Raw genomic sequence first — 26,485 nt, 5'->3', positions numbered from 1 at the left:
AAATCCGTCGCGGTCCCGCCACTGTATACGGGGAGTCTATGCATATAATCCACTGGTGTAACCATCGGGAAGGAATGCATATGACTATGATCCGCAAGCCAGGAGACCTGCCTGTTTCAACAGCATCGTATGACCTACGGAAGATAGGAAGGTGTTAGAGCAACCGCTAAAATAACTTATAGCAGGTGTTCTTTCCCTTTCTATCTTTGTGCACAGTCGTCATTCATGATGCCTGTTTCTCGGGGTATGGAATCGGAAGGAACGCCTTTTTTTTGATGCTTTCAAATGAAACACAACACCATAGCTTCAACCTGAATGATGAGTTCACCATTATATAATGAGGAGGAATTTTATATGTCGCAATCACAGCAACAACAGGCACAAGTTCTGACAGGCAACCTCGGTTACCCCCGCATCGGTGCGGGACGTGAATGGAAAAAAGCACTGGAGTCCTTCTGGGCTGGCCGAATCGATGAACCCACGCTTCATCAGGAACTGACCACGCTTCGGTTGCAGGATCTGAAGAAACAGCAGACACAGCAGCTCGATCTGATTCCTGTGGGCGACTTCTCCTACTATGATCATATTCTCGACGTATCAGCGATGTTTGGCGTCGTTCCTGAGCGCTTTAACCATACAGGCGGACCGGTATCCGTATCTACCTATTACGCCATGGCCCGGGGTAATGACCAGGCAACGGCCTGTGAGATGACCAAGTGGCTGAACACCAACTATCACTACATCGTACCTGAGATTCATAATGATACTGCATTTGCATTGCTTGAAAATAAACCCCTTGCCGCCTATCGCGAAGCGAAGCAGGAGCTTGGGCTGGAAGGTAAACCGGTCGTTGTCGGCCCGTACTCGTATGTACGATTTGCCAAAGGCTATGACGCGGAACGCTTCGCAGAGATCGTCACACGCCTCGTTCCAGTATACGCCCAGCTTCTGTCCGAGCTTCAGGCCGAAGGCGTGCAGTGGGTACAGATCGACGAGCCTGCTCTGACGCTGGCTGTCTCTTCCGAAGATGAAGCCTTGCTGCAACAGGTGTATGCTGCATTGGCACAAGCCGCACCGGAATTGAAGCTGCTGCTTCAGACGTATTTCGAATCGGTGGAAGCTTATCCGGTCGTGACAGCACTGCCTGTAGCCGGAATCGGCCTGGACCTGGTCCACGGCTATGAAGGCAACCTGGCCAGCCTGCGGGAGCATGGCTTCCCGCAGGATAAATGGTTGGGCGCCGGTGTCATCGACGGGCGCAACATCTGGCGTGCCGATCTCGCAGAGACGGCGAAGCTGCTGGAGCAGGTGGCTGAATTCGCTGCCGAAGGCAAGCTGATCATTCAGCCTTCCTGCAGCCTGTTGCATGTACCGGTTACTGCCGCTCAGGAGAGCGCGCTTGATCCGGTACTGCGCAACGCCCTGGCCTTTGCCAACGAGAAGCTGGAGGAAATTGCGACGCTCGGCACGTTGTTGTCTGGCGGTGCGAAGCAGGCAGACCAAGCAGCGGCTGTGGCTGAAGCCACCCGCCGCGTTGAGGCGAGCACCGAAGCGGTGCGCCTGCTGAGCGAGTCCGAGTCACGGACACGCCTGAGTGGCTCGCCTGCAGGGGTATACGCTGACGAGCAGCTGCTTCGCAGCGCGTCATTCCAGGAGCGGCGCGAATTGCAGCAGCAAAAATGGTCGCTCCCGCTGCTGCCAACGACAACCATTGGCAGCTTCCCGCAGACGGCGGACGTGCGCAAGGCACGCGCCCTGTTCCGTAAAGGTGAATGGAATGCGGAGCAATATGATGCCTATGTGCGTGAACAGATCCAGGAATGGATTACCATTCAGGAGGAAATTGGTCTGGATGTGCTGGTACACGGTGAGTTCGAACGTACCGATATGGTCGAGTTTTTCGGTGAGAAGCTGACTGGATTCGCTTTTACCAAAAATGGCTGGGTACAATCCTACGGCTCACGCTGCGTGAAGCCACCTGTTATTTACGGAGATGTGTTGTTCAACGAACCGATGACGGTGAAAGAAACGGCGTATGCTCAGACACTGACCAGCAAACCGGTGAAAGGCATGCTCACAGGTCCGGTAACGATTCTGAACTGGTCCTTTGTTCGCTCGGATATTCCACGCAGCGAAGTGTCCTACCAGATTGCCCGCGCCATTCGGGACGAGGTTGAAGCGCTGGAGCAAGCAGGCATTGAGATGATTCAAGTCGATGAGCCAGCTCTGCGTGAAGGACTCCCACTCAAAGGAAGCAAGTGGGATGAGTATCTTCAATGGGCCGTGGAATCCTTCCGTTTGGCAACAGCAACCGTGAAACCAACAACGCAGGTGCATACTCACATGTGCTACTGCGAGTTCGATGATATTATTGAAGCCATCAGCGATCTGGATGCGGATGTTATCTCGATCGAAACATCTCGTAGCCACGGGGAACTGGTGGGCAGCTTTGAGCAGAATACGTATGACAAAGGCATCGGACTCGGTGTGTACGATATCCACAGTCCGCGTGTTCCAGGCAAGGACGAGATGTTGAATATGATCGAGCGCGCACTTCAAGTACTGCCAGCAGATCTGTTCTGGGTGAACCCTGACTGCGGACTGAAAACACGTGGTAAAGCCGAAGTCGTGGATGCACTGAGCATCATGGTAGACGCCGCTCGTACGGCAAGAGAGCGGGTAACGGCAGACTCCTCAATCTAAATCCGATATTTCGCACTTAGGCTTTCGGAAAAAGTTGTTTTATTCACAAAAGGGATGTCCCTAGTCATGAACATGACAAGGACATCCCTTTTTAGCGTTTTTATTTAATTTAACGAACTGAGCACATGTTATTAGATGCAACTTCCATAGGCTTCGGGTTTAACGAATCTCGAAATGGCTGATACGCACTCCTGCGGACAACACAAGGTATACATCTTGTTGCCCTGATGCACCTTGGAGGTCTACCTTAACCGTGGACCACTGTTGAGCCTCGCCCTGTGCCAGTTCCACGCCTCCTGCCAGTGCACCGTCAGGTGCGTTCAGTCGAACTTCCAATACCGCATCTGCCTGTTCTGCCGATACACGAGCTTCAAGCGCTGCTGCACCGCTACCCAGATCCGCATCTTTGAAGGCAATCCAGCCTTGTTCACCAATCACACGGACAGAAGTTCCGCCTTCTTTGCTCTCATCCAGATCCACACCGAAGTATGCATCATAGTTCTCGGCACGAGTTGACACCGCCAGATTACGTGCAGGAATGGTCTCACCTTGTACCGTCAGGTCAGCAACAAGCTGAACATCGACAGAAGATTTGCCTACCATAATGGAGTACGTGCCGCTTTCGACCACATAACGATCACGGGTTACATCCCAGATTGCCAGCTCCTGAACTGACAGTGTAAAGCTAACTTTCACTGTAGCTCCAGCTTCAATATGAAGACGACGGAAACCTTTTAATGTTTTGAGTGGACGTTTCACACGGGACTGTCCGGCACGCACATACAATTGCACAACCTCATCACTGGCGATCGTTCCTGTATTCGTCACGTCCACATGTACAGTAATGGCCTCTTCGACTCCAGCTTGGGCCGGATTCAGCTCCAAATTGCTGTATTTAAACGATGCATACGTCAATCCATGTCCGAACGGATACAATACATCACCTTCAAAATACTGATACGTGCGTCCGGATTGAATGATATCGTAGTCTCTGATATCGGTCAGTTGATCTGCCGATTGCACCCATGTCATATTCAGGCGACCTGCTGGTGCATAATCGCCATACAATACGTCAGCCACAGCATTGCCCAACTCTTGTCCTGCATGGGAGGTATACAATACAGCCGGGATGTTCTCCTGTACCCAGTTGGACGTGAACGGGTAACTTCCTACGATAACTACGACGGTATTCGGGTTCGCTGCATAAACGGCTTCAACCAGACGCTGCTGGGACTCTGCCAAATCCAGGCTTGGACGGTCGATCTCTTCTTTACCGTTCACAAGCGGATTGTTACCGACAAATACAATCGCCGTCTCTGCTTCCTTCGCAGCCGCCACCGCCTCATCTAATCCATTCACAACGATATCCTTCTTGAATGTCTCCGTAGCACCGAACGATTTCAACTCTTCAGATACCGCGAACGCATCGTTTCCGCCATTGGATGCCGTTACGGTTTTGCCGTTCCAAGTGGTCAGCCCCACGCTTCCGTCCTGTTGTGGCAACAGATGGAATACTTCCTTCACAAACCAGCCATATACTTCATCCGCCGATGCCGTAACCGTTTCTTCGTCCGTCGTCAGGTATTTACCATTACTGTCCGCCTTCAGCGTGTAACTGCCAAATCCCCAGTCACTCAGTGTAAATGTCTCGGCATCTCCTGAAGCAATAACGGGTGATTTCTCACTTTCAGCCAGTCCGACAGCCTTCCCACTGGCTACAGAAGTCAGCGTAATCCGATCATTTCCATCCTTGAAGGCAACCTTGTCGGCACCTACCTTGCCGCTAATCGCCTCAAGTGGAGATACGCTGTACGGCATCGTGCCTGCATACCAGTCACGATAGACTGTTCCGCCCAGTTGACCAATCACAGCCACTTTGCCGGATTTCGTTTTATCCAGCGGCAGTGTGCCCTGATCATTCTTAAGCAATACCACTTGTTCTCTCGCTGCTCTCAATGACAAAGCCTTCGCGTTCTCCGTCATCATCGCTTCTTCACCAATCGAAGCATATGGATTGCCTTCAGCCGGATCAAATTCACCCAGACGGAAGCGGACACGGAACGTATTAAACAACGCCAGATCGATGTCTTCCATCGTGAGCGTACCTTGCTCCAGCCCTTCACGCAGCGCCTGCTTCGACAGATCCGCATCATCTGTAATGCTGTCGATGCCGGCTTTGACGGACTCTACTGTACCTGGGGTGTGGGAATCATAGTATTTGTGATCGTTCTTGATCCCCATGACATCCCCTGCATCACTCACGATAAAACCATCCATGCCCCATTCGCCCTTCACAATCTCGTTTACAAATGGGTGCAGCAATGCCGGTGTACCATTAATAGAGTTGTACGCGGTCATCATGGACTGAGCGCCGCCCTCTTTGAACGGTTTCTCGAACGCTTTCAAATAATATTCACGCATGTTGCGTGGATCAATGCTCGATGAACCACTGCCACGCTCCACTTCATTATTGTTTGCCAGGAAATGCTTCAACGTGGCAACCGCCTTGTAATACTTCGGATGGTCGCCCTGGATACCCTTAACCAGCGCCGTTGTCAGCTCAGCAGTAAGTTCCGGATCTTCTCCATAAGCTTCTTCGTTTCGCCCCCAACGTGGATCACGCTCCATATCAACCGTAGGTGCCCACAGCGTCAGACCGTTCACGGCTGGATTGCGTTTGTAAAATACACGTGCCTCGTCTCCAATCACGGAGCCGATCTCTTTCATTAGGTCAGCATCCCACGTACACGCCAGCCCTACCGGCTGCGGGAAGGAAGTCGCTTCGCCAAGCCAAGCCAGGCCATGTGCTGCTTCTGTACCGTGTTTATATGCTGCGATACCCAGGCGTTCTACTGCTGGTTGGTATTGCAGCATGGATTCGATTTTCTCATCTTCCGACAGGCGGGATACGAGGTCCTTTACACGTGTATCGAGTTCAAGCGTTGTATCCTGGAAAGGATATTTCGTTTGGTTAGTCATGATATGAATCTCCTTTGGGCTTTCAATGGTTTATTTGAAATGATAGCGAATACATTAATATGACATAATGATGATGTAATCTTGATGTATCCGACCTCATGAATCGAAGATTTAACCTTTTAAAACAAGCACTTATCCATCTGTTGTTAACTCTTCTCTTCATTTACTAAAACGATTTCGATAAATCTATCATATAGCATGTTTAGCAAAAAAAACAGGGGGCTTGCACAGGAAAATGTGAACTTTCCACAGGAAAGTATGAGGCCCATCGTTTTATTCTGGCACTGTATGGTAATCATGGATAGGAGTAAAGATTTGACGTATTTATTAAGCTGAGCATAAGTCCTAATGAAGAAGGTATGAGGAGGAAAATCGAGTGAATGATCATCAACAGCCCCCGACAGGTTTGCCCTCCATTCCGGAATCCCTGTGGAGAGCGACAAACACATTCAATGAATATCCGAAACTGACAGAAGATATAACTGCTGATGTAGCCATTATTGGTGCAGGAATTGCGGGCATTACGACAGCCTATTTGCTGGCTCAGACGGGTATGCGTGTGGTCGTGCTTGAAGCCGGAAAAGTACTGGATGGCACAACAGGCCATACAACAGCGAAGGTATCCGCGCAGCATGGCGTGATATTCGATGAATTGCTGCATCATTTTGGCGAGGAACAGGCCCGCATGTATTATGAAGGTAATGCTAAAGCCGCCAAGTGGATGCGCGATCTGGTAAAAGAGAAACAGATCGATTGCCAGTGGGCTGAGGAAGATGCCTATGTCTACATTCAATCCGAGGAGAACCTCAAGAAGCTGGAGATTGAACTGACCGCCTATGGCAAGCTGAATATTCCTGGTGAATGGGTTGATCCACTTCCCATCCCCGTCCCGTCCAGGGCAGGTATTAAAATGCCGGGGCAGGCTCGCTTTGACCCGCTCCGTTATTTGCATTACCTGCTGGAATCCGCAGTCAAGCAAGGTGTCCGCATCTTCGAACATACAACGGTAACCGATGTAGAGGAAGACGCCTCACTGCATGTGCGGACATATGAAAATGGTCCATCCGTAACGGCCGAACATGTCGTCGTTGCCTCCCATTTCCCGGTTTACGACCCTGAATTTTATTTTTCAAGGCTGCACGCTGAACGTTCCTATGCTGTTGTCGTTGAACCTCAGAAGTCTTTCACAGGTGGCATGTATATCTCTGACGATGAACCCTATCGTTCACTACGTACCGTCATTCATGAAGGGAAGGAACACATCCTCTTTGGAGGGGAAAATCACAAAACCGGACAGGGCATTTGTACCGTAGGTCATTATGAAAATTTGGAGCGCTATGCAGCCGAAACATTTGGCATTCGCAACATCCCTTTCCGCTGGTCAGCTCAGGATCTGATCTCCATTGATAAGGTCCCTTACATTGGACCGATTACCGGACGACATGAACGTGTCTATGTGGCTACCGGCTTTGCCAAATGGGGCATGACCACAGGAACGATGGCTGGACATATCCTTACGGACCGGATTACCGGACGGGACAACTCTTACGCTGCTGTATTCGATCCTGCAAGATTCAAGGTAGACCCTGGTGTGAAAAACTTCCTCGTAGAGAATGTCAATGTAGCTACGGAACTGATCTCTGGCAAAGTCGGCATTATTCACAAGAACACTGGACAACTCGGTAACGATGAAGGAGCTGTCGTTCGCCATGACGGCAAACGGGCCGGCGCCTACAAAGATCCGACTGGCAAACTCTTTCTGGTGGATACCACCTGCACCCACTTGGGGTGTGAAGTGGAATGGAATGCTGGCGAACGTTCCTGGGATTGCCCATGCCACGGCTCACGCTTCGATTACGCAGGCAAAGTCATTGAAGGCCCTGCTGTTAAAGACCTTACGGTATTGGACGCACAAGAATAAATCAAAGCTGACATCCCATCGTTGTATATCTTCATCCCATAGACCCGGATCGGAATCCGTCTTCAGGCGGAAGTAACCGATTCGGGTTTTGCGTATGCTGATCTATAGATGAATTAGCGAGAAAACACAGTTAGTCTAACTTAGCGATACATCGTGACACGGAACTATTTTAAAATCACTACCTTGCATAAAACAGTACTGGATGCTATGATGAATTTACGACTACTGAACAATACACACTAGTGTTTGGATAGAGCAACAAGGAGGAACCCAAGTGAATGTTAATATTCAATTCAAAAAAGGGGTGCTGGAACTATGCGTACTCGTGCTGATCAACCGGCAGGATCGTTACGGCTACGAACTGGCTCAGGCCGTATCCCAACATATTGAAGTGGCGGAAGGCGCACTGTATCCCCTTTTGCGAAGATTAGTCAATGATGGCTATTGTACAACTTACCTTCAGGAATCCAGTGAAGGCCCGCCGCGTAAATATTACAAACTGTCCGAGACTGGTCGTGACTATATGAAGACTCTCACGAATGAATGGAATAGTTTTGTGCGCAGTGTCGCAAATCTTATAGAGGAAGGTACCCCCAATGAATAAACAACAATTCATGCAGGCAATGGAGGTTCATCTAAGACCGATGGACCCACTGGAACGGGCAGAATTGCTCGCTGATTATGAACAGCATTTTGAGATGGGATTAAGAGAAGGAAGACCGGAAGAAGAAATTGCACGGGAACTGGGGCATCCGATCGAAATTGCAAAAGAAGCGCTCGGTGATCGGTATGATGCACAGACGCCAGGATCTGATCCGTTCTATGCACCAACATTTGAAGAAATGCGTCCGCAGCAAAGGGGAAATCGCGCTGCACGCAACTTTTTCACGGCAATCGGACTTTTTTTCCTGAACATCATGCTGGCGATTCCACTAGGATTGACTCTGTGGTCGGTATGGCTCACAATTGCCAGTCTGTCGCTTCTGGTATTTGCACCGGTAGCTGCTGTAGTGGATTTCTTATATCTTGACCATTTTGAGTATTCTGAAATGTTCGTTTCGATTGGAGTATTCGGTATAGGCATTCTATTCGCCCTTGCTACAAAATCGATTTTTAAAACCTTTAAGTTAATTACTCTTCAGTATCTAAGATGGAATCAAAAGACGATGAAAGGAGATGCCTAATCATGAGCACCAAAAAATGGATCGCTTTAGCCATATTATGTATCGGTATCGGCTTGCTCGGAACCTCCATATACGGAGTTCAGTTCGGAGACCAGAGAGAAGCCTACTCCAAACGTTGGGAATTCAAAAATGATGAGCTGCACAATATCATGATGAATGCTAACTTTAGCGCAAACATTGAATTCGTAGTAAGTCCTGATTCCAATGGCTACATTGAAGTGGATGGTAAGTGGGACACTGCCACAATTGAAGGTTTCAAACAGGCCTCGATTACGGATGGAACCTTTACATTAAACCAGAAAGAGCGGTCGCGTTTGCAATTTTTCACCCTTTATTGGAATACTCAACAGCAAACGATCACGGTTGCGCTACCTGAAGGACATCAACTGGATGAAGTCGACATCGTCTCTACTTCCAGTGATCTGGATCTGAAGGGTCTGCATGCCAATACTTTGGACCTTAACAATATTTCTGGGAGCATTCACCTTCAAGACATTACCGTACCAACCATTCAACTTGATCTAACTTCAGGAGACATTAAAGCCGTGGGAATTGTGGGAGATATGGAAGTAAAACAAACTTCCGGGAGTTTCACGCTGGATGGCATGAATGGCGATGTGACCCGCAGAGTACAGTCGGGAGACACCAAAATTACGCAATTGAACGGTGCAGCAAATGTTGAATTCACTTCCGGCAGTGTGAAGATCGAGCAAGCATCCTCCGGTCCAATGGAAGTATCGGGACAGTCAGGAGATATTTCCATACAGGCAGCGCCTGATTTTGACGGTATATTTGACGCACAGGCTACTTCCGGTGATGTGAATATACCTGATTCCCCCATGGTAAGCCGTGATGTCATCAAAGCTCGCACCACCTCAGGCAGCATCAAGATCAAGCAATAATGATAAATCATGATGAAGCAAATATTCGAACTGTGGGTAATATAGTATAATTAAATGCTAGTCCAATTCTAAGGAGGAGTTACCCACATGGAACTTAAAAATAAAACGGCTGTCATTACTGGCGCCGGTAAAGGTATCGGCCGTGCCATTGCTCAGGCACTTGCCAAGGAAGGTGTACATCTAGGACTTATCGCTCGGACGGCCTCCGATCTGGAGGCTCTCCAGCAATCGCTGAGCCAGGAATATGGTGTGAAAGTAACCAGTGCCATTGCGGATATTTCAGATCGTACTCAGGCTGAAGCAGCCGTAGCTGCCATTGAGATGGAGCTTGGTGCGGTGGATATCCTCATTAACAATGCAGGTATTGCAAGCTTCGGCACGCTGCTGGATATGGACCCGGAAGAGTGGGAACGCATCCTGCATGTTAACGTCATGGGTACATACTACGTAACTCGTGCTGTGTTGCCAAGCATGATCAAGGAAAGCAGCGGCAGCATTATCAATATCGCCTCCACCGCAGGTGAGCGTGGATTCGCAACCGGTTCAGCTTACTGTGCTTCCAAATTCGCGCTGCTCGGCATGACCGAATCCCTGATGCAGGAAGTGCGCAAATCCAATATCCGTGTTACTGCGTTAACGCCAAGTACAGTGAACACGGAGCTGGCAACCAATGCCGGACTCAAAATTGGAGACGAAGACCGCATGATGCAAGCGGAAGACGTAGCTGAACTAGCTTTGGCGACGCTCAAACTGTCGGACCGTGTATTTGTTAAAGCCGCAGGCATCTGGACAACTAATCCACAGTAATCAGGAGTAGTCGGAAGAGGTTACACATAACGTTTAACAGGGTATAGCCTAATCCAGCTGATTAAATTTCAAACAATCAGAGGAAGTTATCCGTGGAAGGAAGTTCGGGGAATCTGTTTCTGAATTCTAACGAATCTCTTGCACCTACCTTATTTTACTGATTGGCGTGAAATGGAAAATGTAATGGTCTTCAGCAGCGTTATTTCGCCATAAGCCTCCGAAACACTGCGAAATTACACACACAGCATGGAAATAAAGCGTCTGAGATTCGTTAATTCTCTGCACCTGCATAAAAATCACTTGATAGAGCTCGCTCAATTCGTTAGAAAAAATAAAAGGGCTGTTCCCATCGTTTATGTTCATGACTTTGGGAACCGTCCTTTTATTATTTATCTAACAAATGGTCCAAATCTAACTCCTTGGATACGGCGATCAGCACCACCGCGGGCTCCTCCCCAATGTTGGTTACTTCGTGGGGAACGATGGCATTCCAGCTAAATGAATCTCCCGCCTCCAGAATCTCTACATCTTCACACTGCTCTGCGCGAATTAGGCCTTGCAGAACCAGATGGCTCTCTTCTCCGGCATGTTTATTAACCCCTGTGGATGCACCTGCCGGCAGCTCCACAATAGACATCCGCATCGCACCCTTTGCCGTTAAATGCTGTACCTTGATCTGCCCGCTTCCAGCAGTTGTCTCCTTTCGCTCATCCTTGCGTACCACGTTCATTCGCTGCTCCGGTGAGAGCAGCAAGTAGGGCAGTGGCACTTCCAGATAATCCGCGATACTTTCGAGTGTGGCAATGGAAGGTGATGTTTTATTATTTTCCACGTTGCTGATAAACCCCTTGGACAGCCCCGTACCCTCGCACATTTGCATGATGGTAATTTGTTTTTGTTTGCGGATCGTACGAATGGCTAGACCAATATCCATGTTGCAATCCTCCCCCTTTGATCTGTATATCCGATACTCGATTTAATCTGCGTTAGGTTCATAAAAAACAATCCGGTTGCCAAACGGATCGATCACTGTCATTTCCCTTAGATTCCACGGCGTGTCGGAAATGCCCGGTCTGGAATGTTTGTACTTTTTCCGATTGAGCGTATCACATAATGCATCCAGCGCATCCGTCTCCATTCGCAATGCCGCTCCAGGCGTACAATCACCATGATGTTCGGATAGATGCAATTGAATGGAATCCAGGGATATCTGCATATATAGCGGCAGGTCTGTCTCAAACCGATGTTCCCAATCCAATCGGAAACCCAGGTAATCCAGGTAGAACTCTTTTGCTTTGTCTTCATCAAATATTCTCAGAATAGGCACGATTCCTTTGATCATGATTATCACGTCCTTGGGAGTATATGTGGATTACTTTGGCGATCCGCCTGATACATCGTTGTAGATCATTATAGATTTCTTATACGGAACATATTTTCATAATACAAAAAAAATATTGACCCTACAATGGAATCGTGATAAATTTTGTTCATCAATAAGAATAATAATTTCATATTAGTGAACTTTATTTTATTATACCCATTTCTTATCAGGTGGTGATTCCATTGAGTTATTCATTGACTTACGAGGTTCGGCTTCCTTCCGATTACGATACAGAACAACACTATCCCGTTATCTTTGCCTTGCATGGCATGGGTTCGGATGAGCAGGATATGCTTCGTTTAATGGAGCCTCTTCAGTCCGATTTTATTATCATCGCAGTACGAGGCCCCCTCGTTCAGGGGAGCGGCTACGCCTATTTTCAAATTAAAAGCATTGGCAATCCCGTCCGCGAGTTGTTCGACGCCTCTGTTCAGGGACTGCAACAGCTAATGGTTGACTTGTCCGCCAAATATGCCATTGATCCCGCACGGCGTTATATCGCCGGATTCAGTCAGGGCGCCATTATGTCGATGACACTCGCACTAATCATGGGAGATGCAATCAAGGGAATTGTAGCCATGAGTGGTTATATTCCGCAATTTGTGAAAGACGAATACAAGATACAGCCCAACTCGGAGTTATCTGTATTCATATCGCATGGCGATCAGGATCATCTATTCCCGCTGCAACTTGGCGAGGATAACGCCAGCTTCTTCCACGAACACACCAATAACGTTACGTACGTTCCCTATAACGGTGGACACCAAGTCACCCCCGATCTATATCAACAATTTCAACAATGGCTTCGGACGGATGCCAAGCTGGTTACCGAAGACCGGAAAGGAATGAATTTATAATGATGCCATCCCTGTTTATCGCTCACGGTGCGCCATCACTCGCACTGGAGGAGAATGCATACACTGAATTTCTGCAAAAACTCGGACAGGAACTGCCGAAACCCAAAGCAATCGTATTGTTCTCTGCTCACTGGGAATCCACAACCCAGTTGGTTTCCTCCGTAGCGAATTACGAGACCATCTATGATTTTGGTGGGTTCCAACCCGAGCTGTATCAGATCAAATACCCTGCACAAGGACATGAAGAGACATCTGCGAAGATTCAGCGCCTGTTCGCAGATGCTGGTATTCCGGTGGAAAGCGACTCCGTGCGTGGCCTGGACCACGGCGCCTGGGTCGTTCTTCGCCTGCTCTATCCGAATGCAGATATCCCGGTCGTTGCGTTGTCTGTGAATCGATATCTGTCCAATGAACAGCAGTATCAGGTAGGACAGGCGCTCGCCACATTACGTGAGCAGGATGTTCTCGTCATTGGCAGTGGCGGAACGGTTCACAATCTGCGTCAGTTAAACTGGGAAAGCGCAGGTGTTGATCCTTGGGCCACGGCGTTTGACAACTGGCTGCATGACAAGCTGGTGAGCTGGGATACAGAATCCCTCTTCGCCTATGACAAGCTCGCACCATCTGCCGAGGCGGCTGTGCCTACGCCAGAGCATTTTGTACCGCTGCTGCTCGCCATGGGTGCGGGAGATCAGAACAAGCAGGCATCACTCTTGTTCAAAGCCTATCAGTATGGCAACCTGAGCCTGTCTTGCTGGAAATTTGATTGATCGTTTGCTATATCGCTTATAAAAAAATAACCAGACACTCGTGCAAACTCGCACGGGTGTTTTTAGTGATATGACCTTTTTTGCATAATGCTGGGAGTTATAAAGCAAGCTATAATAACATTTAGTGGAAATGAACAAGCTGTAATTACGGATTACTCTTTCTACACCTATCACATCTTTCTGGGAGGAACATTCGAAGTGGCTGAACAACCAAAGTCTGAGAGCTTGATGTCTCTCGTCAAAAAGGGGAACACCTCCTCGGCCGTAGCTATGGCAGGAAATGCTGTACTTGCACTGTGCAAAGGAGGAGCCTTTCTATTCAGTGGCAGTGGCGCCATGTTCGCCTCGGCGATGCATTCTTTGGCCGATGCCATCAACCAAGGGTTTGTCTTTGTCGGAAGTGTACTGTCCGAGAAAAAACCTACACGCCGCTTTCCAACCGGATTCGGACGGGTCATTAACATTTTCTGTATGATTGCCGTTATCGTTGTGACCATTATGGCGTATGAAACGATCCATGAAGGGATTCATCTGTTACTGCATCCTGCTGCTCATTCCGGTGGTCTCTGGGTTAACATCGGTGTGCTAGTGCTTAACATTGTGATCGATGGAGCCATTTTGATCAAAGCGATGAAAGAAATTCTAAAAGAAGCACGTGCACCCAAAGCGTCAGGCCTTGCCCTGTTTCCTGCTGCAATCAAAAATGTAGGACGTGCCGCGCCGCCAACACGCCTTGTATTTTACGAAGATATTGTAGCGGTACTCGGTGCGACACTCGCCCTGATCTCTGTTGTTGTCATTGCACTGACCAATTTTGCATTGCTCGATGGAATCGTGACGACCATTATTGGATGTCTGATGATCGCTGTCGCTTTCCGTGTCGGCTATGACAATATGATCGGACTGATTGGTGTAGCGGCTCCACAGGATGTTGAGGATAAAGTATCCCAGACCATTCTGGCCGACACTCATGTTGCAGATATCCAGATGATGCGCATTATTCAGGAAGGTCGTTATTACCACGTCGAGGGTCTGATCGAACTGACCAAGGGATTGAGCCTTGCCGATGCAGATGATATCAAGTTCCGTATTCAGGAGAAGTTAATGACAGATCCCGACATCGCCGATGCGGCCATCTCCATTATCGAAGATGATGGCGTGAATAGCTGGGGTAAGAAGCATTCTGATGTGGTGAAATAAGGGACATCTCCCTTTTATAAATGAAAAGAGGCTCACTCTTCGCGGAGCGGGCCTCTTCACGCAGCTGACTACATGGCTGCTGGACAGCTGCACTTAACTTGTTGGTTAGAATTCACTGACTGGCCGCCATAGGGTTTACTTCCGCCCACCCTGCTTCATCCCCATCTCCATCATTTTGTCTAGCCATTTCAGACGGAATGCCTCCGTAGAGCCCTTGATTGGACTAATCTCAGTTACACGAACTGGGGATACACCGCAGAATTTGAGAATATTCGTTTTCATGACCCGGTGCCCGGCATGCCTGTAAATAAATCGATTGTACCAGCGTGGTGTGTCCATGGTTACAATGATGTGGGCAGACCTGCCTTTCAGCAATTTGTCCCATAGGGGCGAGTTCTCCCGATCTTTCATCGCGAACAATAACTTTGCGGATCAGGATGGCCATTAATCACCAGAATATTTGATTTCATACATCTGTTCCTCCTGTATAATCATGTTCATGAAGGCCGAAGAAGCAGGCATATCACAAGCATAAAGTGATGTTATACATAAACAAATGATCAACGACGCCAAAACATTGCTGATTCGCGCAAAAGGGGGTAGCATGAGTAACTACAATCACGGTGTGTCCATTTCCATGTTGTATCCGATCATGAAGACGCTGGTGAACAAAGGGTATGAATCTGATGCGTTTTTCGAGTACGCCGGCTTAGATCCTGCTATGATACAGAATCCGGAAGCCCGAATTCCGGTTGAAGAATTGGAACGTATTATGCAGCATGCTGCCCGATACTCGGATGATCTTTATTTTGGTTTGAATCAGGGACAACTGCTGGACTTTGCGGACCTGGGACTTCCCGGTTACGTCATGATGCATTCCAAGACGATTGGGGATGCACTCGCTGCTTATCAACGATATAACATCATTCTATATAGCGGATTCAATCTGAGTTGGGAAGTACGCGGAGAGGATTTGATCCTTCAATTGTCTTTGCAAAATTCGGAGAAGCAGATGTCCCGTCATTGTGTGGAAGATATGGCTGTCTCCATGGTGTATTTGATCAGCAAACTGGCGAATCGCCGGGTGGAGTTGAAAGAGGTGCGATTCGGTCATCAAGCCCCCGATGCTTCAGGCGATCTATCTCCTTATGTTGGCAGGTTCGGAATAGAGCCTCGATTCGGGGACACCCGTACACTCCTGCGCATGCACAAAGACATTCTGGATCAGCCCGTATTATACTCGGATGCAAGAATGCTGAAGGTTTTTGAAACCATGGCTCAGGAAAGCAAAGACGAGCTTCATTCGTCTCAACCATTCTCCGGCAAAGTAAGTCGGTGGATGACGGAGAGCCTTCCAACCTTCTTTCCCACATTACAACACACCGCAGAACATCTGGGCGTGAGCATACGCACACTTCAAAGCCGATTGCGTGAAGAAAATACAACGTATCATGAGATCTCCGTTCAGGTACGCAAGGAACTGGCATTGCGATATTTGCAGAAAGGAACCTATTCTGTGGGGGATATTGCCTATGCCTTACATTTTTCGGAGCAAAGCGCATTTCAGAATGCCTTCAAAAAGTGGACTGGTCAGACTCCTGGGCAATACCGTGCAAACCTGAAGCGGCATATGCAGCCTGGCCCAGAGTAAAACCGATTACACACGGCTTATAAGATGCAATGCGTGTATTGATGAAAAGACATATTTGTACCTAGACTTTAGTCTAGGTTCAGTTTAACTCCAAAGACCGAGGATACCCTTTTGCGGTTCATGGTATGCTGTGAATAACGAGAAAACATACTCCATGATCGTTCGGGAATTGATCTTGTATTGAAAAGGAGAGATATCATGGCTAAACGCACCATCCTTGCGCCCGTCCTAATTTTGCTGGGCGTGTACCTGATTTTGAACCAGGGAGGTTCACTCGGTCCAGGTACGATCTTTGCCACGTTCTGGCCTACCCTATTTGTGATTCCGCTGGGGCTTTTCTTCCACTGGCTGTATTTCTCCATGATTGGACGAGGGATCGGATTGTTGGTTCCAGGAGGCATCTTGCTTACGGCAGGTGTTGTCAGTCAGATCGCCATGCTCTTTGGTAACTGGAGCACGATGTGGCCTGGCTTCATTCTTGCGGTAGCGGTAGGTCTGTTTGAATTGTATTGGTTTGGTGGCCGTAACAAATGGTTGCTGATTCCGATCAACATCCTGACGGTTATCTCACTGTTATTCTTCTCCGTCATGTCGATTGGCACGATGCTGAACAGTCTGTCCTTTATCCAGCCGTTCGTGGCGATTGTGCTGATTATGGGTGGGGCCTGGATCATTGTGGGTCGCAAAAAGCGCATTTAAATCATCTTATATCGTTTACACTGACCACTCCGATGGCAGAACAACTTTCGATCGCTGTTATCGCCGGATTTTTTTGATCCCCTTAATAGAGGGTAAAATCCGGCGATAAAGGCGAGCGCTTCGCTTCTCCAGTTTGTTCTGCCCTCTCCGTTATTGTGTAAACAAAGGTAAGACAACCACCTGAGCTATTTGCTCTGAGGCAGGGTAAAAATAAAGGGGTGCAGCTCGTCATTTAATTGAAATGACGAGCTGCACCCCTGTTTATTCTAACGAAACGAACTGTACACACGCTATTGGTGGTCATTTACTCCCATTGGAGTTTTAACGAATCAGAGAGACGCTATACATCTCACTCGAATGCCTATTATTTGCTGTGCATTTTAAACTCCAGGAACAGGTCATTATAATGCGAGAGCATTTTTTTGCCCAGATTATTGTACACTTCCAGCTTGCCTGTCAGCGTCTCATCCGGATAGAATCGCTCATCCTCCGAAATATCCTCTGGCAGCAGCTTCAATGCCTCGGCGTTCGGTGTGGAATACCCCACATATTCGGCATTACGAGCGGCGTGGTCCGGGTCCAGCATGAAGTTGATAAACTGATGAGCGCCTTCAATATTACTCGCAGTCTTCGGAATAACCATGTTATCGAACCAAAGGTTCGAGCCTTCCTCGGGAACGACGTAATCCAGCTTGTCGTTCTCATCCATAATCTCCGACGCATCCCCGGACCATACGAGTCCAACCGCCGCTTCTTCGTTCGCCAGCAGCATTTTGATCTCGTCTCCGACAATGGCTCTGACGTTAGGTGTCAAGGTGGACAGTTTCTTCAAAGCTGCCTGCAGATGATCTTCGTTCGTATCGTTCAGCGAATAGCCAAGGCTGTTCAGCCCCATGCCAATGACTTCACGGGCACCGTCGAGCAGCAGGATTTGATTTTTCAGACGCGGGTCCCACAGATCGTTCCAGCTCTCAAACGTCAAGCCACCGACCAGTTCAGGATTGTATACAATACCCACCGTTCCCCAGAAGTAAGGAATAGAGTACTTGTTGTCCTCATCGAAGGACAGGTCCATAAAGCGTGGGTCGATATTACTCAGATTGGGCAGCTTGCTATGATCCAGTGGAACGAGCAGATTCTCTTCTTTCATTTTGCTAATTGCATACTCTGAAGGAATTGCCACATCAAACGTCGTTCCGCCCTGCTCAATCTTGGTCAACATCGCTTCGTTCGAGTCAAATGTCTGATAGATCACCTTAATGCCTGTCTCTTGCTCAAATTCCTTCAGCAGATCAGGGTCGATATAATCGCCCCAGTTATAGATGGTCAGCGTGTTGCCGCCCGAATACCCCTGACTCTTGTTCAGATAAGAAGCGAGAATCATCAGGGCAAAGGCTGCCACGAATACAATCGCAAATGTCCGTACCAGTTGCTTCATGGACGCAGCCCCTTCCCTCCAGGTGGAATCCGCGTTGCACGGCGGTTAATGAAGTAATATCCAACTACCAGTAACACCGTCAGTAGGAACAGCAGAGTCGACAGCGCATTGATGGACAATGACACGCCCTGCCTTGCTCTTGAATAAATCTCCACAGAGAGCGTGGAGTAGCCGTTACCTGTGACAAAGAACGTTACCGCGAAATCATCAAGCGAGTACGTCAAGGCCATGAAGAATCCGGCAAAAATGCCTGGTTTGACGTATGGCAGCACCACACGGGTCAGGATCTGCCATGATCCAGCACCCAGGTCACGCGCGGCATCCATCAGGGTCGGACTCATCTCCTGCAACTTAGGCAGTACCATGATCACCACAATTGGCACGCTGAATGCGATATGAGACAACAATACCGAAGTGAATCCGAGCTTGATGCCAATCATGGTGAATAGAATGAGAAACGATGCACCGATGATGACATCCGGACTGACGATCAGCACGTTATTAAGTGACAGCAACGTATTCTTAGTCCGTTTGCGCCGCACATGATAGATCGCCATTGCCCCTGCCACACCGAGCATCGTCGAGATCGCCGAGGACAGGAGGGCAATAATAAACGTATTCAGGACAATAATCAGCAGCCGAGTATCGGCAAATACTTCCCTGTACCATTCCAACGTAAATCCTTCGAAGCTGCGCATATGGCCGCCACTGTTGAATGAATAGAAGATCAGATACGCAATCGGTGCGTACAGTATGGCGAATACAACGGCCAGATAGACATTAGACAGCTTTCCGTTTCTTCCCATTACGCACCTCCTTCTTGCCTGATCCGGTCAGGAACATAATGATCGCCATCGCAATAATCAAAAAGACGGCAATCGTCGAACCCATTCCCCAGTCCTGGGTGACGAGAAAATGCTGCTCAATCGCTGTTCCCAGCGTAATTACCCGGTTCCCCGCTATAAGGCGGGTAATCATGAACAAGGATAGCGCCGGAATAAATACAGCCTGACAGCCGGATTTCACTCCGCTGAGCGTCAGCGGGAAGATGACCCGGCGGAACGTTAGCCAAGACGATGCCCCAAGATCCCGTGCCGCATAGATCAGCGATGGATTCATCTCTTCCAGCGCGTTGAAGATCGGCAGGATCATGAACGGAATGAAGATGTACACCGAGACAAAGATAAAACTAAAATCGGTGAACAAAATCTGTTGCGTGCCAATGCCCACCACTTCAAGCAGGGAATTGGTCAGGCCATACGTGCCAAACAGGCCGATAAAGGCATACGCTTTTAACAACAGATTGATCCAGCTTGGCAAAATAATAAGCAGCAGCCACAGCTGCTTGTGCTTCGTACGAGTCAGTAAATACGCCGTCGGATACGAGACCAACAGCGAGAACACCGTGATCAGAAATGCATACCAGAACGAGCTCAGAGTCATCTGCATGTACACAGGTGTAAAGAACCGGGCGTAGTTGCCCAGCGTGAAGTTGCCCTCCACATCGAAGAACGAGTAATACACTACCAACAGAACTGGAGCAACTACAAACAACACCATCCATAACACATATGGAATCAGATACGCATTGCGTGTACTCGCCTTAGTCTGCATGAACGGCCTCTTGGTAGGCTTCCAGACGTTTATCGAACTCTTCTTCCGTCTCGTTAAAGCGCATGACGTGGATGGCTTCCGGATCAAAGTACAGTCCAATACGAGCGCCTACCACAGCTTTCTTCGTGGAATGCACCAGCCACTCATTGCCTGCGTCATCGTAGGTGGATATCTCGTAATGCACCCCACGGAACAGTTGGGAGTCCACGTTGACCTGCATTTTGCCCTGTTCCTCGGTAGTAATCTCCATATCCTCTGGACGAATCACAATCTCCACAGGCTCGTCCTTCTGCAAACCTTGATCGACACACTCGTACTGTGCGCCAGCGAATTCCACCACAAAGTCCTGCTTCATTTTGCCGGATACAATGTTCGATTCGCCAATAAAGTCAGCCACAAAGCGGTTAATCGGCTCATCATAGATATCATTGGGCGTGCCGCTCTGTTGAATGACGCCGCCATTCAGGACAAAGATCTCATCCGACATCGCCAAGGCTTCCTCCTGATCATGCGTAACAAAGATAAACGTAATACCCAATCGCTGTTGCAGCTCTCGCAGTTCATACTGCATTTCTGTACGCAGCTTCAAATCAAGCGCCGAAAGCGGCTCGTCCAGCAGCAAAATCTCGGGTTCATTCACAATCGCCCGCGCAATGGCGACACGCTGCCGTTGTCCACCGGACATCTCGCCAATTTCACGGTTTTCATAACCGGAAAGATTGACGAACTTGAGTGCTTCCAGCACTTTGTCACGAATTTCAGCGGTTTTCATTTTTTTGATCCGCAAACCAAAAGCTACGTTCTCAAATACATTCAAATGTGGAAATAACGCGTAATCCTGAAATACGGTATTCACCTGCCGCTGGTGAGCCGGCACTTGGTTTATCAGTGCACCGTTAAAATAAATACTGCCCTTTGTCGGCTCCGCAAAGCCGGCGATCAAGCGCAATATCGTTGTTTTTCCGCAGCCTGACGGGCCGAGTAGCGTATAAAATTTACCCCGCTCAATCTCGAAGCTGACTTCCTTCAATACGGCTTCATCCTGATCGTATTGCTGGGTCACCCGGTCGAACCGGATAATCGGTTGTTGTTCTGACATGCTTCATTTCGCCCCCTTTAAACTTGAGGTATACCTTGAGCTTGTACACTTCTTTTAATGCATGCTTCATTACAAATCCCATCTATTATATATGATTCAGCTATATCCGCAATGGTTTTGATGTAAACGCCATGTGTTATTTCTTCTTATTCTCACAAATACAGCATACATTACGGGTATATGTCGATATCTACGCATCCAGGTAGAGCGATTGAAGGAAGCTTCGGCGTTCAGTTTCTGTGCGAAAGGAGTCTTGTTGGTGGATATTCGCCGTAACCTGCCTTTGCTGATGATCATTTGTTTTCTGAGTCAGATGGGCGGTTTCATGATCCTGCCCCTATTTCCTTTGTTTATTGAGGAATTCGGCCTGTCTGGCTGGACGATGGGGGTTATTTTTGCACTCTTTTATGTCGGAAAAGTGATTGGCGGGGTGCCCGCTGCGGCACTCTATCGGAAAATCGGGGGCAAGCGGGCACTTATTGCCATGCTGTTGCTGCTCGCTGTCTGTATGGGCGGGTTCGCTGTATCTTCTGCCGCGCTACTATTCGGCCTGTTGCGGCTGCTGCAAGGGTTCGCTTCGACCGGGCTTACGGTCGTCGTGCGTTCCATCATTGGGGATGAGGGCAATGTCGACAACCGTGGGCTGTTCAACGGTTATATCAGCAGCAGTGAAGGCGGGGGTATGGTGCTGGGTCCGGTCATCAGCGGCTGGCTCTCGTTGCACTGGCCGTTGTCCGTGCCTTTTTTACTCGTTACGGTGTGCTGTCTGATGGCTGTCGTTGCGGCAATGGGGATAAAGTCGGCATCAAAAGCATATCATGCATCTGAAAGTGAGGTGAACGGTCAGACCTCAGGCGAGTCTCCAACTGATGCAAAACAAACGCAAACGCCTATGAATACGAATTACACTGTTTCTCCAGTAAACGATACAACTAGCACAACCATTCCAGAACCATCCACCGGACTTACCCGGCGGCAACAACTGATTGGTTATGGTACGGTTCATTTTCTGGAGATGAGCGCCTATGCCGTGTTTCTGACTTATTTTGCACTATATGCCGCTCATATCATGCACTGGGACCCGTTTGCGACCAGCCTTGCCTTTACCGTAGCCGGAATCTCTACACTTGCGGCTGCCCCGGTGGCAGGTTACCTGTCTGATCGGATGGGTGATCGTCTGCTGCTCTGCATGTTCGGTATGCTGATGATTGGCATCGAAGTTGTGGTTTTTCTGAGTACATCTTCTTATGTATGGGTTTACGTGGGCATGCTGATCGGCGGCGTTGGCGGTGCATGTTACATGGATTCGTTCTTTGCTCATATCGGAGATCATATCCCGGACGAGGGCAGAAGCTCCGTCATAGGCAAAATTGTCTCTGCCGCCGAGATTGGCTCGATCGTTTCCCCTCTGGTGGCTGCGCTGCTTGTGGAGTATGGATCGCTGTATACTGTGTTCGTGTTCAATCTACTTCTGATCGCTGCAGCCATTGCCGTTCAGGCGGTGATGCGCAGCCGTTACAGATCCAAACGTGACAGCAGCGCGTAAGATCAGGTATGGGATGAGTGCTATTTTTAATTGGAAAGCTTGGTTTGTAGCGAGAAATCTCTCTCTCTCTAGTATTCTTTATTAACGTGTACCAAAAAAATAACCCGCTCGTACATCAGTGTGCAAACGGGCATTTCATTGGTGAATTCTCAGTCTGAGGCTGATGATCCCCCTCGGGTTGTTGTTTCTCCCTGTCCATCCGTTCAGCTTCTGCTTGTTCTGAATCCAGCTTATAGGAATGATCTCCATAGAAAAAGTTCGGCTTCACAATCTCATTGCGGTAGGAACTGTGGAAAATATGCGTCGTCGCCGGAGACACTGGCGGAATCAGCCAAACCCAATCGCCTGTTAGCTCGCGCCCAGCCCTCTCTTCCCGCTGCTCAAACAAGGCAAATTGCGCTGCCGCCGTGTGGTGATCCACAATGCTCACGCCTGCTTTCTTGAACGAATACAGCACAGCTACATTCAACTCTACCAGAGCCCGATCCTTCCATAGCGTCGTTTCACTCGACGTATTCAGGCCAAGGGCTGCCGCTACCGCAGGCAGTTTATTATACCGAAACGTATCCGCAAGATTACGTGCACCGATCTCAGTACCCATATACCAGCCGTTGAACGGTGCTGCCGGATAGGATATGCCGCCAATCTCCAGCCGCATATCGGCAATCATCGGCACACCGTACCAGCGCATGCCCAGTTCAGCAAACTCTGGACGCTCCGGGTGTTCAATCCTCACTTCCACGATGTCTTCCTCGGGCACAGGATACCACTCTGGAGCTTGTCCCTGCACCTGGATAATCAGTGGCAGCACATCATATGGAGTGCCCTGCCCCTGCCAGCCAAGCGACATTGCTGTCTTCGTTAGCTCAACGGATGCAGGGTCACCAACAATACCTTCCATCGTCTCATATCCGGCATAGCGGATCAGTTGGTGATTCCATACCCGCACGGGTGCTCCATTCGGACCATCAGGTGGAAGAATCGTAATCATTGGAATGATCTTACCTCCGTTGGAGGCCGCTCTGATGTGGGTCAGCAGCGCATCCGCCACCGTTCCAGCCGTGTCCGCGTGACGCGCGTCAACGACTCGCAGTTTATCCCAGAACAGTCGACCGATACATCGGTTGCTGTTCCGCCAGGCCATTTTACAGCCCTGTTCCAACTCTTCCGTTGTGTGCATGTAAATACCTGTATGCTCAATCTCGTCCAAAACTGCAACAAGCCGGGCCTGCGCGTCTTCACGCGTATGGCCCAGCTCTTGATAACATCTATATATAAACCGTTCAGCTTCATCCCGCAGTTCTTCCAGGTCTGTCCGCATCATTCATTCCACCAATCTGTACATCTCGAATGCCATCATTATACGGCAAGCACACCTGATTTGTAAGCGAACGGACACTTTGTTCACGGACTCTACATATCGTTGGTAGGTTGCCCCTGCTCTTCCTGAACAATTCTGGCAATATGGATCATCAGATAGAGCAGTTCACCATTCGAGATCGTCACATCCATCATATTTTTCACATAAGCTTTGATCGTTTCCGCACATTTGTATTCAAGCGGGTGCTCATTCACCATGTGCTGAAAGATGGAATCATTCGATGATTCACTAATCCGGCCTTCCTGCAAACGCTGGATGAAAAATTGCAGATGTGTCACGAGTCTGGTGTAATGAATCGAATGTTTATTCAACTGAATGTTGAAACTGTACTGGATCAGATTAAAAATATCCTTCAGCATTTTCACCGACTGAATCGTAAGCTCCATATTCTGCTCATGGGTCTGGGCGTTGACGAAATGAAAGGCAATATTGCCCGCCTCCTCTTCAGGCAGGTCGATGCTCAGCTCTTTATTTAACATACGAACCGCTTCCATGCCCAGCTCAAATTCTACAGGGTGAAATTTTTGAATTTCCCATAACATACGATTCTGAAGTGTCACTCCCTTTTTCCAACGCTCAATTGCAAATGAAAGATGATCCATCAGTGTAAAAAATATTTGCTCATCCAGGGCCAATCGCTCTTTGGCACTGGCAATCAGTTTGTTAATGGCATTCACATGTGAATTCGGCATGTTCTCAATAATACGAACATAGGCTTGAGCCGATTTGTTGTTCTGTAGAACGAATGTTTTTTCGATGTGAGCATCATCGACCTGCTCCCCAATCTTCCATTTGAAGCCCAAACCTTTCCCCATGACAATCACTTCCTTGCCCTGGTCATCTCTCGTCAAGAGCAAGCTATTATTCAACACTTTGACTACTTTCATATGTTCATCACGATCCTTTATTCTTTCATGACCGCCTGATGTGGATCTCCAATAAACATCCCGTTTTGTTGTATCACTTGCTGATACCAGGCAAAGCTTTTCTTTTTGATCCTTCTGATATCTTTCAGATCTTGCTCGTCCCGGTTCACGTAAATCAACCCATATCGTTTGCCGTAACCCTGGTGGGTGCTTACTACATCAATCACAGACCAAGGACAATAGCCGATCACATTCACACCATCGGTCAGGGCGAGTCGGAGCTGCTCTAGGTGCTGCTGGATATAATCGATACGATAGGTATCGTTAATGACATCACCCGCCTCCAGCACGTCAGGTGATCCAATGCCATTTTCCGTAATCAGAATCGGAAGGTGATACCGTTCATAGACTTTGCGCAGCGTGAGTCTCAAGCCTACCGGGTCAATGATCCAGCCGTACTTTGTCTTCTCCGTATACGGGTTCTCCGCTGCCCGGTACACGCCCTGCTCACCAAGCATGATCTGCTGATCACCCGCTCGTGGAGCCACATCCGAAGCATCTCCCGTGCTGGCAGCAATGGTTGCCGTTGAATAATAGTTGATTGCGACCAGATTGGGTTGCCCCGTTTGAATGTCCTCCATATCGCCGGATTCAATAATTGGCTCCATCCCACGCTCCTGCAAATAACTCCAGAATAAAGGATTATATCTGCCCCAGACAGACAAATCCAGGAAACTCCAGCCCCGAATCGTCTCCCAATTGTGGGCAGCAATCGCATCTTCTGGTCTGGACGTAGCTTGGTACATGGACGTCATGTTCATCGCAGGACCGATCTTGCCACTCGGGAACATCTCATGATACAGGCGCATGGTTCTGCCTTGTGCAACAAACATGTGGTGATTTTGCTGATACACTTCCTTGGAAGTTGGTAATCGTCCACCCTTAGGTATACCGATAGCCCCAGGATGAAGAATCATCGTATTTTGTTCATTAATGGTTAGCCAATATTTCACTTTATGCCCGTAATTATCGAAGAGAATACGAGCATATTCCACAAAGGCGTCTATTGTATCACGCTGATTCCAGCCACCCTTTTTTTCAAGCTCATAGGGCAGGTCAAAATGATACATTGTCACGATCGGCTGAATGCCATGCAATAACAACTCGTCAATCAATTGGTGGTAAAAATCTAGCCCTTTTTCATTCACAGGAGCCTTACCAGACGGCATAATTCGTGTCCAGGCAATGGAGAAGCGGTAAGCCTTCAAGCCGAGTTCAGCAAACAGCTTAACATCTTCCTTAAATTGGTGGTAGTGATCACTAGCTACCTTGAAATCCGCTGTGCCTGCCGGATGATCACACATATCAATCACGGATAAACCTTTTCCATCTTCATTCCATGCACCTTCAACCTGATAGGCAGAAGTCGAACCACCCCATAGGAAATCTTCGGGGAAAGGTTTGATATTCTGATAAAGCATGAC

Annotated in this window: 23 protein-coding genes and 1 riboswitch (1 of these 24 cut by a window edge); of the genes, 12 read left to right on the top strand and 11 right to left on the bottom strand. The window is 48.6% G+C overall.

What is annotated here, in order from left to right; all coding sequences use genetic code 11:
* Positions 1–129, top strand: a riboswitch (cobalamin riboswitch); it begins 132 nt to the left of the window's first position.
* A 225-nt stretch (positions 130–354) separates the two neighbouring features.
* Complete coding sequence (gene metE / locus AMS66_RS21735; RefSeq protein ID WP_053782760.1) at positions 355–2,703, top strand: 5-methyltetrahydropteroyltriglutamate--homocysteine S-methyltransferase; 2,349 nt, start codon at positions 355–357, stop codon at positions 2,701–2,703.
* Between the two features lie 159 nt (positions 2,704–2,862).
* On the opposite strand, the gene AMS66_RS21730 is transcribed toward metE, so the two are convergent.
* Positions 2,863–5,682 carry a glycoside hydrolase family 3 C-terminal domain-containing protein gene (locus tag AMS66_RS21730; protein ID WP_053782759.1) on the bottom strand — a complete coding sequence of 940 codons (2,820 nt, stop codon included), beginning with the start codon at positions 5,680–5,682 and terminating at the stop codon, positions 2,863–2,865.
* A gap of 376 nt (positions 5,683–6,058) precedes the next feature.
* Between AMS66_RS21730 and AMS66_RS21725 the strand changes: the two genes are divergently transcribed.
* The 5 genes from AMS66_RS21725 to AMS66_RS21705 all read left to right on the top strand — a co-directional run bounded on the left by AMS66_RS21725 (position 6,059) and on the right by AMS66_RS21705 (position 10,496).
* Positions 6,059–7,603 carry an FAD-dependent oxidoreductase gene (locus AMS66_RS21725; RefSeq protein WP_053782758.1) on the top strand — a complete coding sequence of 515 codons (1,545 nt, stop codon included), beginning with the start codon at positions 6,059–6,061 and terminating at the stop codon, positions 7,601–7,603.
* A gap of 274 nt (positions 7,604–7,877) precedes the next feature.
* On the top strand, positions 7,878–8,207 hold the full coding sequence (locus AMS66_RS21720) for a PadR family transcriptional regulator (RefSeq protein ID WP_053782757.1): 330 nt from the start codon (positions 7,878–7,880) through the stop codon (positions 8,205–8,207).
* Positions 8,200–8,787, top strand: a complete 588-nt coding sequence (locus AMS66_RS21715; RefSeq protein WP_053782756.1) for an HAAS signaling domain-containing protein — start codon at positions 8,200–8,202, stop codon at positions 8,785–8,787. Before AMS66_RS21720 ends, AMS66_RS21715 begins: the two co-directional genes overlap by 8 nt.
* 2 nt (positions 8,788–8,789) lie before the next feature.
* Positions 8,790–9,689, top strand: a complete 900-nt coding sequence (locus AMS66_RS21710; protein ID WP_053782755.1) for a DUF4097 family beta strand repeat-containing protein — start codon at positions 8,790–8,792, stop codon at positions 9,687–9,689.
* A gap of 87 nt (positions 9,690–9,776) precedes the next feature.
* Positions 9,777–10,496 (top strand): 3-ketoacyl-ACP reductase, encoded by a 720-nt coding sequence (locus tag AMS66_RS21705; RefSeq protein ID WP_053782754.1) that lies wholly within the window; start codon positions 9,777–9,779, stop codon positions 10,494–10,496.
* 385 nt (positions 10,497–10,881) lie between these two features.
* On the opposite strand, the gene AMS66_RS21700 is transcribed toward AMS66_RS21705, so the two are convergent.
* Both AMS66_RS21700 and AMS66_RS21695 read right to left on the bottom strand, forming a co-directional pair.
* The gene (locus AMS66_RS21700; protein ID WP_053782753.1) at positions 10,882–11,430 is read right to left on the bottom strand and encodes a helix-turn-helix domain-containing protein; all 549 of its coding nucleotides are present in this window, start codon (positions 11,428–11,430) and stop codon (positions 10,882–10,884) included.
* A gap of 42 nt (positions 11,431–11,472) precedes the next feature.
* A complete protein-coding gene (locus tag AMS66_RS21695; protein WP_082350830.1) occupies positions 11,473–11,838 on the bottom strand; it encodes a glyoxalase superfamily protein in 366 nt (121 codons plus the stop codon).
* A 224-nt stretch (positions 11,839–12,062) separates the two neighbouring features.
* On the opposite strand from AMS66_RS21695, the gene AMS66_RS21690 reads away from it, so the two are divergent.
* From AMS66_RS21690 to AMS66_RS21680, 3 genes are all read left to right on the top strand, one after another.
* Positions 12,063–12,737: an alpha/beta hydrolase gene (locus AMS66_RS21690; RefSeq protein WP_144424567.1), complete on the top strand. Its 675-nt coding sequence runs from the start codon at positions 12,063–12,065 to the stop codon at positions 12,735–12,737.
* Positions 12,737–13,507 (top strand): dioxygenase family protein, encoded by a 771-nt coding sequence (locus AMS66_RS21685; protein WP_053782752.1) that lies wholly within the window; start codon positions 12,737–12,739, stop codon positions 13,505–13,507. The genes AMS66_RS21690 and AMS66_RS21685 overlap by 1 nt, the downstream gene beginning before the upstream one ends.
* Positions 13,508–13,705: 198 nt before the next feature.
* Entirely contained in the window at positions 13,706–14,707 is a 1,002-nt protein-coding gene (locus tag AMS66_RS21680) for a cation diffusion facilitator family transporter (RefSeq protein ID WP_144424566.1), read from the top strand.
* 135 nt (positions 14,708–14,842) lie between these two features.
* Here AMS66_RS21680 and AMS66_RS21675 read toward each other — a convergent pair whose 3' ends face one another.
* On the bottom strand, positions 14,843–15,127 hold the full coding sequence (locus AMS66_RS21675) for a hypothetical protein (protein ID WP_330219340.1): 285 nt from the start codon (positions 15,125–15,127) through the stop codon (positions 14,843–14,845).
* Positions 15,128–15,311: 184 nt separating this feature from the next.
* Between AMS66_RS21675 and AMS66_RS21670 the strand changes: the two genes are divergently transcribed.
* The gene (locus tag AMS66_RS21670) at positions 15,312–16,358 is read left to right on the top strand and encodes an AraC family transcriptional regulator (protein ID WP_053782750.1); all 1,047 of its coding nucleotides are present in this window, start codon (positions 15,312–15,314) and stop codon (positions 16,356–16,358) included.
* 198 nt (positions 16,359–16,556) lie between these two features.
* Complete coding sequence (locus AMS66_RS21665; RefSeq protein ID WP_053782749.1) at positions 16,557–17,057, top strand: hypothetical protein; 501 nt, start codon at positions 16,557–16,559, stop codon at positions 17,055–17,057.
* A gap of 364 nt (positions 17,058–17,421) precedes the next feature.
* Here the strand turns inward: AMS66_RS21665 and AMS66_RS21660 are convergent, their stop codons facing one another.
* From AMS66_RS21660 to AMS66_RS21645, 4 genes are read right to left on the bottom strand one after another with little or no spacing between them, the layout of a single operon-like run.
* Entirely contained in the window at positions 17,422–18,495 is a 1,074-nt protein-coding gene (locus AMS66_RS21660; RefSeq protein WP_053782748.1) for an ABC transporter substrate-binding protein, read from the bottom strand.
* Positions 18,492–19,301 carry an ABC transporter permease gene (locus tag AMS66_RS21655; RefSeq protein ID WP_053782747.1) on the bottom strand — a complete coding sequence of 270 codons (810 nt, stop codon included), beginning with the start codon at positions 19,299–19,301 and terminating at the stop codon, positions 18,492–18,494. Before AMS66_RS21655 ends, AMS66_RS21660 begins: the two co-directional genes overlap by 4 nt.
* Entirely contained in the window at positions 19,276–20,109 is an 834-nt protein-coding gene (locus AMS66_RS21650) for an ABC transporter permease (protein ID WP_024632841.1), read from the bottom strand. Before AMS66_RS21650 ends, AMS66_RS21655 begins: the two co-directional genes overlap by 26 nt.
* Entirely contained in the window at positions 20,099–21,208 is a 1,110-nt protein-coding gene (locus AMS66_RS21645; RefSeq protein ID WP_053782746.1) for an ABC transporter ATP-binding protein, read from the bottom strand. The genes AMS66_RS21650 and AMS66_RS21645 overlap by 11 nt, the downstream gene beginning before the upstream one ends.
* Before the next feature lie 259 nt (positions 21,209–21,467).
* On the opposite strand from AMS66_RS21645, the gene AMS66_RS21640 reads away from it, so the two are divergent.
* Complete coding sequence (locus tag AMS66_RS21640) at positions 21,468–22,754, top strand: MFS transporter (RefSeq protein WP_053782745.1); 1,287 nt, start codon at positions 21,468–21,470, stop codon at positions 22,752–22,754.
* 115 nt (positions 22,755–22,869) lie between these two features.
* On the opposite strand, the gene AMS66_RS21635 is transcribed toward AMS66_RS21640, so the two are convergent.
* The 3 genes from AMS66_RS21635 to AMS66_RS21625 form a co-directional block, all read right to left on the bottom strand.
* Entirely contained in the window at positions 22,870–24,075 is a 1,206-nt protein-coding gene (locus AMS66_RS21635; protein ID WP_053782744.1) for a nitric oxide synthase oxygenase, read from the bottom strand.
* A gap of 92 nt (positions 24,076–24,167) precedes the next feature.
* Positions 24,168–25,022, bottom strand: coding sequence for a BglG family transcription antiterminator LicT (licT, locus tag AMS66_RS21630; protein ID WP_053782743.1), 855 nt, complete (start codon positions 25,020–25,022; stop codon positions 24,168–24,170).
* A 17-nt stretch (positions 25,023–25,039) separates the two neighbouring features.
* Positions 25,040–26,482, bottom strand: coding sequence for a glycoside hydrolase family 1 protein (locus AMS66_RS21625; protein ID WP_053782742.1), 1,443 nt, complete (start codon positions 26,480–26,482; stop codon positions 25,040–25,042).
* Between the last annotated feature and the right edge of the window lie 3 nt (positions 26,483–26,485).

This window comes from Paenibacillus xylanivorans, from assembly GCF_001280595.1.
Taxonomy (GTDB): Bacteria; Bacillota; Bacilli; order Paenibacillales; family Paenibacillaceae; genus Paenibacillus; species Paenibacillus xylanivorans.
Note: the sequence above shows the minus strand (reverse complement) of the source record. Positions and strands in the feature narration are given on the sequence as shown.